This window comes from Rhizobium acaciae, assembly GCF_025941625.1.
Taxonomy (GTDB): Bacteria; Pseudomonadota; Alphaproteobacteria; order Rhizobiales; family Rhizobiaceae; genus Rhizobium; species Rhizobium acaciae.
This window is the reverse complement of record NZ_JAPCZO010000007.1, coordinates 141466-154846: the sequence shown is the minus strand read 5'-3', so window position 1 is coordinate 154846 and position 13381 is coordinate 141466. Positions and strand designations below refer to the sequence as shown.

The window sequence follows — 13381 nt, the reverse complement described above, 5'->3', positions numbered from 1 at the left end:
CAGCGGACGCTACTTCAACCAGGCTGCGATTCGCTCTACCGCCTCGGCGATCTCGGCTTGCGAGCCCGCATAGGACAGACGCAGCGTTCGATTTCCCTCCAGCGGATCGAAATCGAGACCGGGCGTGGCGGCGACGTCGATTTCCGCGAGCATACGTTTGGCAAAGCCCATGCTGTCATTGGTGAAGCGTGTGACGTCGAGATAGGCGTAAAAGGCGCCGTCCATCGGCGAGGCGATCGAAAACCCGATCTGCGGCAGTCGTCGCATCAGCAAATCGCGGTTGGCGGCGTAACTGGCCTTGTAACGATCGAGCTCGGCGCCGGCGCTTAGAGCGGCCGTGGCGGCGATCTGGGAAAGTTCGGGCGGGGATATATAGAGGCTCTGCGCCACCCGCTCGATCGGCCGAACCAGGCGCTCGGGAAGCACCATCCAGCCGATTCGCCAGCCGGTCATGCAATAATATTTGGAGAAGGAGTTGATGACGATCGCCTCGTCGGTCAGCTCCAGCGCGCTCGCCTCTTCGCCGGCGAAGGTCAGCCCGTGGTAGATTTCATCGGAGATGAAGGCGATGGAATGGGCCGCGCAGTAATCCGAAAGCGCCTTCAGCCCCTCGCGGCCGGTCACCGTGCCAGTCGGGTTGGCGGGGCTTGCGAGCAGCACGCCTTTCAGCGTGATGCCGCTTTCCTTCTGCGCCGCTGCGAGGCTTTGCGGCGTCAGGGTGAAGTGGGTCTCGGCCGTTACCGGCACTTCGAGAACCTTCAGACCCAGCGCGCCGAGGATATTGCGATAGGCGGGATAACCGGGTCTTGCGATCGCCACCGCATCGCCAGCATCGAAGAGCGACAGGAAGGCGAGATTGAAGCCGGCCGAAGAACCTGTGGTGATGGCGATGCGCTTGGGATCGATCTCCAGACCGTGGCGATCCTTGTAGTGCCAGGCGAGCGCCGATTTCAGCCGCGCCGTCCCCAGCGCATCGGTATAACCGATCCGGCCTTCGGCAAGGCCTGCGCGCGCCGCTTCGAGGGCCGCTAGAGGCGCCGGATGCGAAGGCTGGCCAACCGCCATCGAGATCACCGGATGGCCGGCCGCACGCCGCTTCGTCGCCTCCGCCAGGACATCCATGGCGTGAAAAGGCTCGACTTCGCTGCGTTTCGATATGGAAAACAAGATCGTTTCTCGCTCAGCTTCTGCAATCACGGCCCGACAATTGCCGCATTAATCCGCTCATCACAATCCCGCGAGGGCCGCGCGGGGACGAAAAATTCTGGTTTGAGCAGAACCGAACGCACCGTACCTTGACGCGACGCATTCAAGTCCATTAACCCGGCGACGGTCTTTTCGATGAAGAGACGACCATATCGCCGATGACGAGGATATCATGGCATTCTTCCCGAAGACCCTCACCGCACTGGCACTTGCCGCAGCGATCGCCCTTCCGCTTCCGGCGGCAGCGCTCGACGACCAGCAGAAGAAGGAGTTCGGCGAATTCATCAAGCAATATCTGATCGAGAACCCCGAGATCATGCTGGAAGTCCAGGATGCGCTGCAGAAGAAGCAGGAGGCCCAGCGGTCGGTGAAGGCCAATATGGCGATCGAAGAGAACAGCACCGACATCTTCGAATCGGAGAACGACGTCACGCTCGGCAATCCCAAGGGCGATGTCACTGTCGTTGAATTCTTCGATTATAATTGCAGCTACTGCCGCCATGCGCTTCCCGACATGCAGGCGATGCTGAAGAAGGACAAGAACGTCCGTTTCGTCCTCAAAGAATTCCCGATCCTCGGGCCGGATTCGGTTGCCGCCCACAAGGTCGCCGACGCCTTCCGCAAGCTCGCACCGGAGAAATATGCCGATTTCCACGTCGCCCTTCTCGGCACCGAAGGCCGCGCCTCTGACGAAACAGCGGTCGCCGTCGCCGCTTCGCTCGGCGTCAGCGAGGACAAGATCCGCGCCGAGATGGCAAAGAGCCCGAATGACGGTATAGTCCAGGCGACCTACCAGCTCGCCTCCAGTCTCGGCATCAGCGGCACGCCCTCCTATGTGATCGGCAACGAACTGGTGCCCGGCGCCGTCGGGCTCGACGATCTCGAAGCCAAGGTCAAGAACATGCGCAGCTGCGGCAAGACCGCCTGCTGAGCAAACCAGTCGCCAGCCGGCAGCCCATCAAATCGCCAAAATCGAAGTGTTTCAACCATGTGGACAAATGTGGCACGATTGCCGCTGGCCAATCCGTAAGGGCTTTCATTCAGCCTTCGCGGAGTCTATAGGTTGCCGTCGTACATTTTACGGAACATTCGATGACGCAAACGATTTTTGTCCTGAACGGCCCCAACCTGAACATGCTGGGCAAACGAGAGCCCGGCATTTATGGCGGCAAGACGCTCAAGGACATCGAGACGGACTGCAAGGCCGCGGGCCGCGAACTCGGCCTCGATATCGACTTCCGTCAGAGCAACCACGAAGGCACGCTTGTCGACTGGTTCCATGAGGCCGACGAAAAGGCCGTCGGCGTTGCCATCAATGCAGGCGCCTATACGCATACATCGGTCGCGCTGCATGATGCGATCCGCGCTATTTCCATTCCCGTCGTCGAGCTCCACATATCCAACGTGCATGCACGGGAAGAATTCCGCCACAAGTCGATGATCGCGCCGGCATGCAAAGGCGTGATCTGCGGCTTCGGGCCTCACAGCTACATCCTGGCGCTCCACGCGCTGAAGAACATCACGGCATAAGAAGAAGACAGGGCAACACCATGGCTGAAAAGAAATCGGGTATCGACCAGGCACTGATCCGCGATCTCGCCAATATTCTGAACGAAACGGATCTGACGGAGATCGAGGTTGAGCAGGACGACCTGCGCATCCGCGTTTCGCGCGCCGGCACGCCGCAATATGTCCAGGCGCCGATCGCCGCACCGGGTTATGCCGCGCCCGCAGCAGTCGCAGCGGCGGCCGTTGCTGCGCCTGCCGCAGCGCCCAGCCGCAACCCGGCCAATGTCGTCAATGCACCGATGGTGGGCACCGTCTACATGGCGCCGGCTCCGGGCGCGCGGCCGTTCATCGAAGTCGGCGCAACCGTCAAGGAAGGCCAGACGTTGATCATCATCGAAGCGATGAAGACGATGAACCAGATCCCCTCACCGAAGTCAGGCAAGGTGACCGAGATCCTCGTCGATGACGGACATCCCGTCGAATACGGCCAAGCCCTCGTCGTCATCGAATAGGCCGATGCCCATGATTTCGAAAATCCTCATCGCCAATCGCGGGGAAATCGCCCTTCGCGTGCTCCGGGCCTGCAAGGAGCTCGGCATCGCCTGCGTCGTGGTTCATTCCACCGCCGACGCCGATGCCATGCATGTGCGCCTTGCCGACGAAAGTGTCTGCATCGGTCCGCCCTCCTCGCGCGAGAGCTATCTCAATATCCACCAGATCGTCGCCGCCTGCGAGATCACCGGCGCTGACGCCGTGCATCCGGGCTACGGCTTTCTGTCGGAGAATGCCAAGTTCGCCGATATCCTCGAAGCTCACGGCATTACCTTCATTGGGCCGACGGCGGATCATATCCGCATCATGGGCGACAAGATCACCGCCAAGACGACAGCGCTGGAGCTCGGCATTCCCGTCGTTCCGGGCTCGGACGGCGAAGTGAAAAACGAAGAGGATGCGCTGAAGACGGCCGCTGAAATCGGCTATCCCGTGCTGATCAAGGCCACGGCCGGCGGCGGCGGACGCGGCATGAAGGTCGCCAAGAGCGAGGCCGACCTGATCGAGGCCTGGTCGACGGCGCGCACGGAAGCGGCAGCCGCCTTCGGCAACGATGCCGTCTACATGGAAAAATATCTCGGCAAGCCGCGCCACATCGAAATCCAGGTGTTCGGCGATGGCGAAGGCAATGCCATCCATCTCGGCGAGCGCGACTGCTCGCTGCAGCGGCGCCATCAGAAGGTCTGGGAAGAGGCGAATTCGCCGGCACTCAACGTCGAGCAGCGCATGAAGATCGGCCAGGTCTGCGCCGACGCCATGAAAAAACTGAAATATCGCGGCGCCGGCACGATCGAATTCCTCTACGAAAACGGCGAGTTCTATTTCATCGAAATGAACACCCGCCTGCAGGTGGAGCATCCGATCACCGAAGCGATCACCGGCATCGACCTCGTGCACGAGCAGATCCGCGTCGCTTCCGGCGGCGGTCTCTCGGTAACGCAGGATGAAGTTCATTTTTCCGGTCACGCCATCGAGTGCCGTATCAATGCCGAGCACCCGCGTACCTTCGTGCCCTCACCCGGCACGATCACGCATTTCCACGCGCCGGGCGGCCTCGGCGTGCGCATCGATTCTGGTGCCTATCAGGGCTACAAGATCCCGCCCTATTACGACAGCCTCATCGGCAAGCTGATCGTGCACGGCCGTACCCGCGTCGAATGCATGATGCGCCTGCGCCGGGCGCTCGACGAATTCGTCGTCGACGGCATCAATACGACGCTGCCGCTGTTCCAGGATCTCGTCTCCAACCAGGATATCGCCAACGGCGACTACGACATCCACTGGCTGGAAGACTACCTCGCCAACACACCGGCGGCATAGGACAGGAATGGCAGGATCGCGCAGGAAGTCACCAGGCATAACCCCTGACATTCTCCTGCGCGCCTATTCCATCGGCCTCTTCCCGATGGCCGAATCCGCCGACGACCCGGAGATCTTCTGGGTCGAACCGGAACTGCGCGGCGTGCTGCCGTTCGACCATTTCCATGTGTCGAAAAGCCTTGCCAAGACGGTGCGCAAGAAACTCTTCGAGATCCGTTTCGATCACGCTTTCGATCAGGTCATCGCTGCCTGTGCGGAGGAGACATCCGGGCGCCCGAGCACCTGGATCAACAGGACGATCCGATCGCTCTACTCGACGCTCTTCGACATGGGCCATGCCCATACCGTCGAAGCCTGGGAGGGCGATGAGCTGGTCGGCGGCCTCTACGGCGTCTCGCTCGGCTCGGCCTTCTTCGGCGAAAGCATGTTTTCGCGCCGGACGGATGCCTCGAAGATCTGCCTCGTGCATCTGGTCGACCGGCTGCGGGAAAGGGGCTTCACCCTGCTCGACACCCAGTTCACCACCGAGCACCTGAAAACATTCGGAGCGATCGACGTTCCGAAGGCAGAATACGCCGCGATGCTTGCTGCGGCGATGGAATCGCCGCACCTGGCTTTCTGACGATCATTATCCGACGGAGGTTTGATCGAGCGGGACGATCCTCCGAGATGATCCTGCGGATAGCACATGAGGATCAGGCGCATAGGGAGATGCCAGCCTAACGAAGATGCAGCTATTTCGCCTTGGCACCGTCAGGAGCTGGGACATCCGAGTTTGCCTTGCAGTCCTTCAGCCAGACGTCGTAGATCGGGTGCTCGACGGCGTTGAGGCCGGGGCTGGCGGCGAACATCCAGCCGGTGAAGATGCGGCGGATCTTGCGGTCGAGGGTGATCTCGTCGACCTCGACGAAACCGTCGATCTTCTGTGCTTCCGACTGGTCGCGCGAATAACAGGCCTTCGGTGTCACCTGTAGCGCACCGAACTGTACCGTCTCATTGACATAAACGTCGAAGGTCGTGATGCGGCCGGTGATCTTGTCGAGGCCGGAAAAAACGGCAACCGGATTTTCGATGCGTGCGGCATTTGCCGCAACTGGCGGAAGCAGGGCCGAGAGCGCCAGCAGCGATCCGGCGGCACGCAGGACCATGTTCCGCGTGAAGAGCTTCATATGTACCCGTCTCCAGACATTTTCAGTTCACGGCCGCGGTCAAGCGCGGTCAACCTGCGGGTAAAGGTCAATTGTGGCCAAAAGCCGGGTCTTGGGATCGCCCGGTCGAGCCGTCTCAGTTGCCCGGCGTCCAGGCGTCGTAATCGCCGGTGACGCGCGGGCGTTCGCCCGGAACGGCGATGGAGCCCGGCGGACGATAGGCCTGCGGCGAACCGGTATGGTTGGGCCGGTGCGGCTTCTGCCAATCCTTGGCGACGTAGTTTTCCTTGGACGGGGGAACATCGGTGCGATGATGCATCCAGCCATGCCAACCCGGCGGAATGGCGGAGGCTTCGGCATAGCCCTTGTAGATCACCCAACGCTTCGGCAGACCGTAGGAGGACATGCCGCCTTCGTAGTAGACGTTGCCGAATTCATCCTCGCCGACGCGCTTGCCAAAACGCCAGGTCGCGAAACGCGTGCCCATCGTCTGACCGTTCCACCAGGTAAAGGTCTGAACCAGAAGATTCCACATGTCTTTTCCTTGTGCCCGCCAGATGCGAGCCAAACCAGAATTCGTTTCCTCGCTTATGCCGTCGCCAAGCCGAATTGTCCAGCGATTCCACCACAGCTACGGGTCATTTCAAAGCCATCTTGAAGCCGAGATGCGAGGGCTTGAAGCCCAGCCTTTCATAGAAACGATGGGCATCTTTGCGTACTGCATTCGAGGTCAACGCTACCCGCCCGATACCGCGGCCTTTTGCCTCGGCAATGGCGAATTCGATCATCAGTCCGCCGACCCCCTGCCCGCGCATATCGGCACGGGTCTGCACCGCCTCGATAATCATCGCCGAGGAGCCGCGGCCGGTGAGCGAGGTCGTCACCATCGTCTGGAACGTGCCGACGACCTCGCCGCCACGCTCTGCGACGTAAAGCGTCTGGTCGGGCGAAGCCTCGATGACGGCGAAGGCCCTGAGATAATCCGGGAAAGCTTCAGCTTCCGTGGTATCGCCGTGACCGCCGAGTGCATCGGCCGAAAACATAGCCACCAGCGCCGGCAGGTCGTCCTTGCGAGCTTCACGGATATTCAAATCTTGTGGCATCACACTTTTCTACCTATGTAATAATCGGACGATGATTGTTGCGGAAGGAAAAAGACGGATGTTCTTGAGCGATATCCGTGAGATCGGATACTCCGCCAGGGATATTCGGCTTAGAATTGCACTATCAACACTGGTGATAATTGTCTTCGGCTTCTGGGTTTTCGATAGGACTTTGAATTCGTTTTTCCTGTCTCTCCTCTTTGGGCCGCCAATTGCGTACTACCTATTTTGCAATCTTTATGTCCTGATCTTTTCATCCAATAAGACGATCATTGCGATAGGCCCAAATGGCTTCAAAGATCTTCGGCTAATGCAAGAATTAATTCCGTGGCCGGCAGTCGCACGCATCGAGGCCGCGGCACCCACGCTGGCGCAAAGGATTTTGCGAACAATTTTTCTGGTTCTGGGCAACCTGTTGTCCGCATCGCCGGGAACGGACGCAGAAGGCACCGGAGATACAATCGCTGTCTGGTGCCGACCAGACAGCATTCAGGGTCGCAAAGCGGTGTTCTCACGATTCCATACCGCACGTGCGACGAATGAACTTCGGCAACTGCGCATCGAAACGAGTGGTCTTACCGTCAGCAAAGAGCGACTGATGCAACTGCTCCAGACCTACCACACCCACCACAAGGCACTCAACGATACAGGCGTTTAACCCGCCAAGCGCTTCTCCAACACCAACGCCGGAATGCCGGATTGTCCGGCTCCGCTATTCTCGTTGCGGCCGACCTCGGTGAAGCCATGCGTGTGATAGAAGGCGATCGCGGCAGCGTTCTGCGGTTCGACTTCGAGGCGCATGATCTCCGCATCCGGAAAGCAGGTTTCGAGCTCGGCGAAGATATCGCGGCCGATACCCTGGCGCTGCAGCGCCGGCCTGACATAGAGGAGATGCAGCATGACCGTCTTCGTCAATTGCTGCGATATTGCCGCATACCCCACGCCGCCAATATTGCGGCCGTCATCGGCAACGAGGAATTCGGCATCCTTTCGTACCAGCCGCGTCTTCAGCGCCGCCGGCGAAAAGAGATGGGCGATCAGATCCGCCACCTTGGCTCTGCCATGCAGGCTGTCATAGGTGGCATGAAAGCTCTCGATCAGGAGGGCGCGCACCTTCTCCAGGTCGTGCTCGCCGGCGGTGCGGACGAAATACACCGCTTACTCCTCGATGCCGAGCTTCGCCTTGACGAGGGCCTGGACAGCCTGCGGATTGGCCTTGCCGCCGGTCGCCTTCATCACCTGGCCGACGAACCATGCCGCCATGGTCGGCTTCGCCTTGACCTTTTCGACCTGGTCCGGATTGGCGGCGATGATCTCGTCGACAGCCTTTTCGATCGCGCCGGTATCCGTCACCTGCTTCATGCCACGCGCTTCGACGATCTCGGCGGGATCGCCGCCCTCGTTGAGCACGATCTCGAAGAGATCCTTGGCGATCTTGCCGGAGATGGTTTCGGCCTTGATGAGATCGATGATGGCGCCGAGCTGGGCCGGCGAAACCGGCGTCTGCTCGATGTCCTTGCCGGTGCGGTTCAGTGCGCCGAGCAGATCGTTGATCACCCAGTTGGCGGCCGTCTTGCCGTCACGGCCTGCGGCGACGGCTTCGAAATAATCGGCGATCGCTTTTTCGGAAACGAGCACCGAGGCGTCGTAGATCGACAGGCCGAGCTCGCGCACGAAGCGCTCCTTCTTGTCGTCAGGCAATTCCGGCAGATCGGCTTCGAGTGCCTTGATGAAGGCGTCGTCGAATTCGAGCGGTAGCAGATCCGGATCGGGGAAATAACGATAGTCGTGCGCATCCTCCTTGGAGCGCATCGAGCGCGTTTCACCCTTGTTCGGGTCGAAGAGGCGGGTCTCCTGATCGATCTTGCCACCGTCCTCCAGAATGCCGATCTGGCGACGGGCTTCATATTCGATCGCCTGGCCGATGAAACGGATGGAGTTGACGTTCTTGATCTCGCAACGCGTGCCAAAATCCTCGCCCGGACGGCGGACGGAGACATTGACGTCGGCGCGCATCGAGCCCTCGTCCATGTTGCCGTCGCAGGTGCCGAGATAGCGCACGATCGAGCGCAGCTTGGTCATATAGGCCTTGGCCTCGTCGGACGAGCGCATGTCGGGCTTGGAGACGATCTCCATCAGGGCAACGCCGGAACGGTTGAGATCGACATAGGACATGGTCGCGTGCTGGTCATGCATCGACTTGCCGGCATCCTGTTCCAGATGCAGGCGCTCGATGCCGATCTCGATATCCTCGAACTGGCCCTGGCGGTCCGGCCCAAGTGAAATGACGATCTTGCCCTCGCCGACGATCGGATCCTTGAACTGCGAGATCTGATAGCCCTGCGGCAGGTCGGGATAGAAATAGTTCTTGCGATCAAACAGGGAGCGCTTGTTGATCTGGGCTTTCAGGCCGAGGCCGGTGCGAACGGCCTGCCTGACGCATTCCTCGTTGATGACGGGCAGCATGCCGGGCATGGCAGCGTCGACCATCGAGACATTCGAATTCTGCGGCTTGCCGAACTCCGTCGAAGCGCCGGAGAAGAGCTTCGAATTGGACAGCACCTGGGCATGGACTTCCATGCCGACGATGACTTCCCAGTCGCCGGTGGCGCCGGGGATGAAGCGTTTCGGATCAGGCGTGCGGACGTCGACAAGGGTCATCTGATGCTCTTTGCAGGCTGTTCTTTTCCACTGGTGAGGTAAAGGAAATGGCGTGCCGGTGCAAGGCTTTCGCCATGGCGCGCATCGCGGTTTTGCCGTCCATTAACGCAGCCGCGGTAGGGTTCCCCTATGACGATGATCGATATTATCAAATGGGCCTTACTGTTTCTGGCGCTGAACCTCTTGGTGTTCTCGATCTATTTCTTCGACAAGCAGGCGGCGCGCCACGGCAGGCGGCGCATCAGCGAGCGCAGGCTTCTCTTCCTTGCGCTGATCGGCGGCAGCCTTGGTGCGGTGGCGGCACAGCAGCTGTTGCGGCACAAGACGAGAAAGGAGCCGTTCCGGTCAATCCTGGCGGCGATCCTGATCCTTCATGGCGCACTGATTGCTGTGCTGGCCTTCGTGCCGCAATGGAGCCTTCTGCTCCCTCAGGATTTTTGAAGCGTCAGAATTCCTGCCCATATCCACCTTGGCCGTCCGAAACGAGCTGTTTCGTCAGCCCAACGGAGGGTACGTCGCGATCGAGCTTCGGATTGTAGGCGACCGAGAGCCAATGGATGCTGTAGCCGTGCTTCCGGAAGAAGCCGATCGCCTCGCTGTTGCCGGAATGGGTCTGCATCGCCGCCTTCTCGAAGCCCTGATCGGCGATCTCCTTTTCGATGCGGACGAGAAGGGCCGAACCGAGGCCCTGGCGGGTGAAGGCGGGATCGATCCAGAAATCCGAGATGGTTTCGTCCAATCCCTCGCGCGCTGCCCAGCCTGCGACCTGGCCGTTCTGCTCGACGACGGTGATGGTCAGCCAGTCGTTTTCCACGAAATTCCGGAAGGCGTTGCGCGCTGCGTCGATCATCGCGTCCGATTCGCCGATCGACGCCATCGCCTTTTGCCAGGCCCTGAGCCCGATCTCGCTCAATAGCTCCGCTTCACCGTCGCGGGCATTGCGAATGTGGATCAACGACACCTCCGCGTTACCCGTCAACTAGACCATTGAGTCGCGGATTTTACCAGTAGCTCCAACGGGATGATCGACCGAAACCGCGGTTTTCGACTGGTTTTGAGAGGCAAGTACGCTCTTGACCGAATTTTCCGGGCTGAATAATAGGTCTTATCGAGGTGTTTTATGTTGAGCCTGCCTGAGACCCGGTAAAGGCCCTGCCCGCAAGTTTTCTTGCGCGCATGGGCCCGAAAAAACGAAGCCCTGACGTTCGAATGAGCGCCAGATCGTTTTTGTGCGCCCTGCCGGGCGCGATACCGGATCTCAACACATGGACATTTCTCGCACGGAGCAGCGCATCCTGCATCTCATGGCCCAAGGCGGCCGCATTGAAATTACCCGCGACGACGACAGGAAGATCGAGGCGGTCAGTTGCTTCACTCGCGACGGCTGGCTCTATCCCGGCGTCGACCTCGATCTCTTCCGCAGGCTGAAGCGGCTGAAGGCAATTAAGTCCTCAGGCGGCCAGCCCTACCGGATCACCGAAAGAGGGCTGAGCTTGGTCAGGTCGCAGCTGAACAACAGGTAATCGTGGCACTCCTGATCGCGTCTCGAACGGGCGCGGTCAGGGGTATTGCCTCAAGCCTCTGCAGAGAGTTCCGTCCGCATCGCCGACCACTCGTCGGCCATCGTGCCCGTGCCGCGCGCCTTGCCGGCGCGGCGATACCAGTAGTCGGCGTTCCAGTCATCGCGCTCCATGCGATGACAAAGGGCGTGCCCCCAGTCGAACGGCTGTTGGCCTTCGTGGCGCTGGCAGATGTCGTGGACCGCCTGCCAATCCGCGCCCATGGTGAAACCGCTGGCAGCGAGGCGATCAACTGCCTCGATCAATTGCGCAAGATCACTGTTCGCCATAAGACCTCCTCTTGGTTCCTGCTATTGGCCAGCCAACCGTTTCTCCAGATGGACCTTTTCAAGTTCGACACCCATGCTCTTGGAAAATTCGCGGCCACGCCAGATGATGGTGAAGTCGCAACGTTCGTAGAGGCGGATTGCGCCCTTATTCCCGGCGTGCGTGTCGAGCCTGGCCGTCGCCAGCCCCTCTGCAGCCATCAACTCGCACAAGTGAAGCAAGAGAGCCCGGCCGACGCCGTGCCCCTGGTGATCGGGATGCACCCAGAGGTCGGACACATAGTTCGATTGATTTTCACGCGCGCCCCAGCCGACGATCGTCTCGTCCCATTCGGCAACGAAGATCTCACCTTTCGTTTCCTCGGGAAAGATGGCGAACTCGTGCCGCACCCTGGCGATCACATCGGGATCGAGATAGCTGTCCTCGAAGGCATCGCTTGCGGCCCAAGCCGCAAAACCGACGGCGCCGACCGCTTCGTGGTCGGCAGCCGCTATTTTTCGGATCGTTAGGTCCGTTACCACCACTTGGCCGGCGTAAACCGGCCGGCTGCCTGCTCGATGACGTGAGCAGTCTTGAAGAGGGTTTCCTCGTCGAAGGGCTTGCCGATCAGCTGCAGGCCGAGCGGCAGGCCCTTGTGGTCGAGACCGGCCGGCACGGCGATGCCGGGCAGGCCCGCCATGTTGACCGTCACCGTGAAGATGTCGTTCAGATACATCTTCACCGGATCGGCGGCGAGGTTCTCATCTGCAACGCCAAAGGCAGACGACGGCGTTGCCGGCGTCAGGATGGCATCGACGCCGGCGTCGAAGGCGAGTTCGAAATCGCGCTTGATCAGCGTGCGCACCTTCTGGGCGCGGATGTAATAGGCATCGTAATAACCGGCCGACAGCACATAGGTGCCGATCATGATGCGGCGCTTGACTTCCTTGCCGAAGCCCGCGGCACGCGTCTTCTCGTACATGTCGACGATATCCTTGCCGTCAACGCGCAGGCCGTAGCGCACGCCGTCGTAACGCGCGAGGTTCGAGGATGCCTCGGCCGGAGCGACGATGTAATAGGCCGGAAGGGCGTATTTGGTGTGCGGCAGCGAGATGTCGACGATCTCGGCGCCGGCGTCCTTCAGCCAGGCGATGCCCTGGCGCCAGAGGGTCTCGATCTCATCCGGCATGCCGTCGACACGATATTCGTTCGGAATGCCGATCTTCATGCCCTTCAGCGATTGGCCGAGAGCTGCTTCGTAGTCCGGCACCGGCAGATCGACCGATGTGGTGTCCTTTGCGTCGACGCTTGCCATCGACTTCAAAAGGATCGCAGCATCGCGTACGTCGCGGGCGATCGGGCCTGCCTGGTCAAGCGAGGAGGCAAAGGCGACGGTGCCCCAGCGCGAGCAGCGGCCATAGGTCGGCTTGATGCCGACGGTGCCGGTGAAGGCAGCCGGCTGGCGGATCGAGCCGCCGGTATCGGTCGCGGTCGCGCCGGCGCAAAGATGCGCAGCGACGGCTGCGGCCGAACCGCCCGACGAGCCGCCGGGCACGAGCTGCTGGTTGGAGCCTGCGGCACGCCAGGGATTGATCACCGGACCGTAATGCGAGGTCTCGTTGGAGGAGCCCATGGCGAACTCGTCCATATTCAGCTTGCCGAGCATGACGGCGCCGTCATCCCAGAGGTTCTGCGTCACGGTCGATTCATAACGCGGCTCGAAACCATCGAGAATGTGGCTGCAGGCCTGGGTGTGAACACCGACGGTGGCAAAGAGATCCTTGATGCCGAGCGGAATGCCTTCGAGTTCGCCCGCCTTGCCTGCGGCGATGCGCTCGTCGGAGTTCTTCGCCATGACGCGGGCGAGATCCGGCGTGATCTTGATATAGGCGTTAAGCCGGCCATTGGCCGCATCGATCGCCGAGATATAGGCTTCGGTCAGTTCGATCGCGGTGATTTCCTTGGCGCGCAGCTTCTGGCGGGCTTCGGCAATGGTCAGGCTGGTGAGTTCGCTCATCGTGTTTTCGCTTCAGATCTGGAAATGGCAACAGGGTCG

At 60.5% G+C, this 13381-nt stretch carries 18 protein-coding genes; 8 read left to right on the top strand and 10 right to left on the bottom strand.

The genetic code is table 11. The features are described 5' to 3' along the window. Positions 1-9 precede the first annotated feature (9 nt). The gene (locus tag OLZ32_RS13395) at positions 10-1167 is read right to left on the bottom strand and encodes a pyridoxal phosphate-dependent aminotransferase (RefSeq protein ID WP_264421272.1); all 1158 of its coding nucleotides are present in this window, start codon (positions 1165-1167) and stop codon (positions 10-12) included. Positions 1168-1378: 211 nt separating this feature from the next. Between OLZ32_RS13395 and OLZ32_RS13390 the strand changes: the two genes are divergently transcribed. From OLZ32_RS13390 to aat, 5 genes are all read left to right on the top strand, one after another. Further along, positions 1379-2137: a DsbA family protein gene (locus OLZ32_RS13390; RefSeq protein WP_003539091.1), complete on the top strand. Its 759-nt coding sequence runs from the start codon at positions 1379-1381 to the stop codon at positions 2135-2137. Positions 2138-2298: 161 nt separating this feature from the next. Beyond that, the gene (gene aroQ / locus OLZ32_RS13385; protein WP_017991231.1) at positions 2299-2736 is read left to right on the top strand and encodes a type II 3-dehydroquinate dehydratase; all 438 of its coding nucleotides are present in this window, start codon (positions 2299-2301) and stop codon (positions 2734-2736) included. Between the two features lie 20 nt (positions 2737-2756). Beyond that, positions 2757-3227 carry an acetyl-CoA carboxylase biotin carboxyl carrier protein gene (gene accB / locus OLZ32_RS13380; RefSeq protein ID WP_003539089.1) on the top strand — a complete coding sequence of 157 codons (471 nt, stop codon included), beginning with the start codon at positions 2757-2759 and terminating at the stop codon, positions 3225-3227. A gap of 4 nt (positions 3228-3231) precedes the next feature. Then, positions 3232-4587, top strand: coding sequence for an acetyl-CoA carboxylase biotin carboxylase subunit (gene accC / locus OLZ32_RS13375; RefSeq protein WP_017991230.1), 1356 nt, complete (start codon positions 3232-3234; stop codon positions 4585-4587). A gap of 7 nt (positions 4588-4594) precedes the next feature. After that, the gene (aat, locus tag OLZ32_RS13370; RefSeq protein WP_017991229.1) at positions 4595-5209 is read left to right on the top strand and encodes a leucyl/phenylalanyl-tRNA--protein transferase; all 615 of its coding nucleotides are present in this window, start codon (positions 4595-4597) and stop codon (positions 5207-5209) included. 112 nt (positions 5210-5321) lie between these two features. Here the strand turns inward: aat and OLZ32_RS13365 are convergent, their stop codons facing one another. The 3 genes from OLZ32_RS13365 to OLZ32_RS13355 all read right to left on the bottom strand — a co-directional run bounded on the left by OLZ32_RS13365 (position 5322) and on the right by OLZ32_RS13355 (position 6838). Then, positions 5322-5756, bottom strand: coding sequence for a DUF2155 domain-containing protein (locus tag OLZ32_RS13365; protein ID WP_003539072.1), 435 nt, complete (start codon positions 5754-5756; stop codon positions 5322-5324). Positions 5757-5871: 115 nt separating this feature from the next. Beyond that, entirely contained in the window at positions 5872-6270 is a 399-nt protein-coding gene (locus OLZ32_RS13360) for an NADH:ubiquinone oxidoreductase subunit NDUFA12 (protein ID WP_003539071.1), read from the bottom strand. A 103-nt stretch (positions 6271-6373) separates the two neighbouring features. Then, positions 6374-6838, bottom strand: coding sequence for a GNAT family N-acetyltransferase (locus tag OLZ32_RS13355; RefSeq protein WP_017991228.1), 465 nt, complete (start codon positions 6836-6838; stop codon positions 6374-6376). 58 nt (positions 6839-6896) lie between these two features. On the opposite strand from OLZ32_RS13355, the gene OLZ32_RS13350 reads away from it, so the two are divergent. Beyond that, the gene (locus OLZ32_RS13350; protein ID WP_264395666.1) at positions 6897-7496 is read left to right on the top strand and encodes a hypothetical protein; all 600 of its coding nucleotides are present in this window, start codon (positions 6897-6899) and stop codon (positions 7494-7496) included. Here the strand turns inward: OLZ32_RS13350 and OLZ32_RS13345 are convergent. Then, entirely contained in the window at positions 7493-7993 is a 501-nt protein-coding gene (locus tag OLZ32_RS13345) for a GNAT family N-acetyltransferase (protein WP_264395667.1), read from the bottom strand. The two genes, OLZ32_RS13350 and OLZ32_RS13345, sit on opposite strands and share 4 nt — an antisense overlap. Before the next feature lie 3 nt (positions 7994-7996). After that, complete coding sequence (gatB, locus tag OLZ32_RS13340; RefSeq protein WP_168302890.1) at positions 7997-9499, bottom strand: Asp-tRNA(Asn)/Glu-tRNA(Gln) amidotransferase subunit GatB; 1503 nt, start codon at positions 9497-9499, stop codon at positions 7997-7999. Between the two features lie 129 nt (positions 9500-9628). Here gatB and OLZ32_RS13335 point away from each other — a divergent pair, with 129 nt between their 5' ends. Then, complete coding sequence (locus OLZ32_RS13335) at positions 9629-9940, top strand: DUF1294 domain-containing protein (protein ID WP_264395668.1); 312 nt, start codon at positions 9629-9631, stop codon at positions 9938-9940. 4 nt (positions 9941-9944) lie between these two features. Here OLZ32_RS13335 and OLZ32_RS13330 read toward each other — a convergent pair whose 3' ends face one another. Next, complete coding sequence (locus tag OLZ32_RS13330) at positions 9945-10454, bottom strand: GNAT family N-acetyltransferase (protein WP_003539063.1); 510 nt, start codon at positions 10452-10454, stop codon at positions 9945-9947. A gap of 310 nt (positions 10455-10764) precedes the next feature. Here OLZ32_RS13330 and OLZ32_RS13325 point away from each other — a divergent pair, with 310 nt between their 5' ends. After that, the gene (locus OLZ32_RS13325) at positions 10765-11022 is read left to right on the top strand and encodes a YjhX family toxin (protein WP_003539061.1); all 258 of its coding nucleotides are present in this window, start codon (positions 10765-10767) and stop codon (positions 11020-11022) included. A gap of 50 nt (positions 11023-11072) precedes the next feature. On the opposite strand, the gene OLZ32_RS13320 is transcribed toward OLZ32_RS13325, so the two are convergent. Genes OLZ32_RS13320 through gatA form a run of 3 tightly spaced genes read right to left on the bottom strand, consistent with a single transcriptional unit; the run spans position 11073 to position 13342 of the window. Then, positions 11073-11348, bottom strand: a complete 276-nt coding sequence (locus tag OLZ32_RS13320) for a hypothetical protein (RefSeq protein ID WP_003539059.1) — start codon at positions 11346-11348, stop codon at positions 11073-11075. 21 nt (positions 11349-11369) lie between these two features. Next, on the bottom strand, positions 11370-11870 hold the full coding sequence (locus OLZ32_RS13315; RefSeq protein ID WP_264395669.1) for a GNAT family N-acetyltransferase: 501 nt from the start codon (positions 11868-11870) through the stop codon (positions 11370-11372). Next, positions 11861-13342: an Asp-tRNA(Asn)/Glu-tRNA(Gln) amidotransferase subunit GatA gene (gene gatA / locus OLZ32_RS13310; protein WP_003539055.1), complete on the bottom strand. Its 1482-nt coding sequence runs from the start codon at positions 13340-13342 to the stop codon at positions 11861-11863. Before gatA ends, OLZ32_RS13315 begins: the two co-directional genes overlap by 10 nt. Positions 13343-13381: the final 39 nt, after the last annotated feature.

Bases quoted from the DNA above. Each gene is read 5' to 3' on its own strand.
- OLZ32_RS13390 (WP_003539091.1), top strand. From the start codon at position 1,379: ATGGCATTCTTCCCGAAGACCCTCACCGCACTGGCACTTGCCGCAGCG.
- aroQ (WP_017991231.1), top strand. From the start codon at position 2,299: ATGACGCAAACGATTTTTGTCCTGAACGGCCCCAACCTGAACATGCTG.
- accB (WP_003539089.1), top strand. From the start codon at position 2,757: ATGGCTGAAAAGAAATCGGGTATCGACCAGGCACTGATCCGCGATCTC.
- accC (WP_017991230.1), top strand. From the start codon at position 3,232: ATGCCCATGATTTCGAAAATCCTCATCGCCAATCGCGGGGAAATCGCC.
- aat (WP_017991229.1), top strand. From the start codon at position 4,595: ATGGCAGGATCGCGCAGGAAGTCACCAGGCATAACCCCTGACATTCTC.
- OLZ32_RS13365 (WP_003539072.1), bottom strand. From the start codon at position 5,756: ATGAAGCTCTTCACGCGGAACATGGTCCTGCGTGCCGCCGGATCGCTG.
- OLZ32_RS13360 (WP_003539071.1), bottom strand. From the start codon at position 6,270: ATGTGGAATCTTCTGGTTCAGACCTTTACCTGGTGGAACGGTCAGACG.
- OLZ32_RS13355 (WP_017991228.1), bottom strand. From the start codon at position 6,838: ATGCCACAAGATTTGAATATCCGTGAAGCTCGCAAGGACGACCTGCCG.
- OLZ32_RS13350 (WP_264395666.1), top strand. From the start codon at position 6,897: ATGTTCTTGAGCGATATCCGTGAGATCGGATACTCCGCCAGGGATATT.
- gatB (WP_168302890.1), bottom strand. From the start codon at position 9,499: ATGACCCTTGTCGACGTCCGCACGCCTGATCCGAAACGCTTCATCCCC.
- OLZ32_RS13335 (WP_264395668.1), top strand. From the start codon at position 9,629: ATGACGATGATCGATATTATCAAATGGGCCTTACTGTTTCTGGCGCTG.
- OLZ32_RS13325 (WP_003539061.1), top strand. From the start codon at position 10,765: ATGGACATTTCTCGCACGGAGCAGCGCATCCTGCATCTCATGGCCCAA.
- OLZ32_RS13320 (WP_003539059.1), bottom strand. From the start codon at position 11,348: ATGGCGAACAGTGATCTTGCGCAATTGATCGAGGCAGTTGATCGCCTC.
- gatA (WP_003539055.1), bottom strand. From the start codon at position 13,342: ATGAGCGAACTCACCAGCCTGACCATTGCCGAAGCCCGCCAGAAGCTG.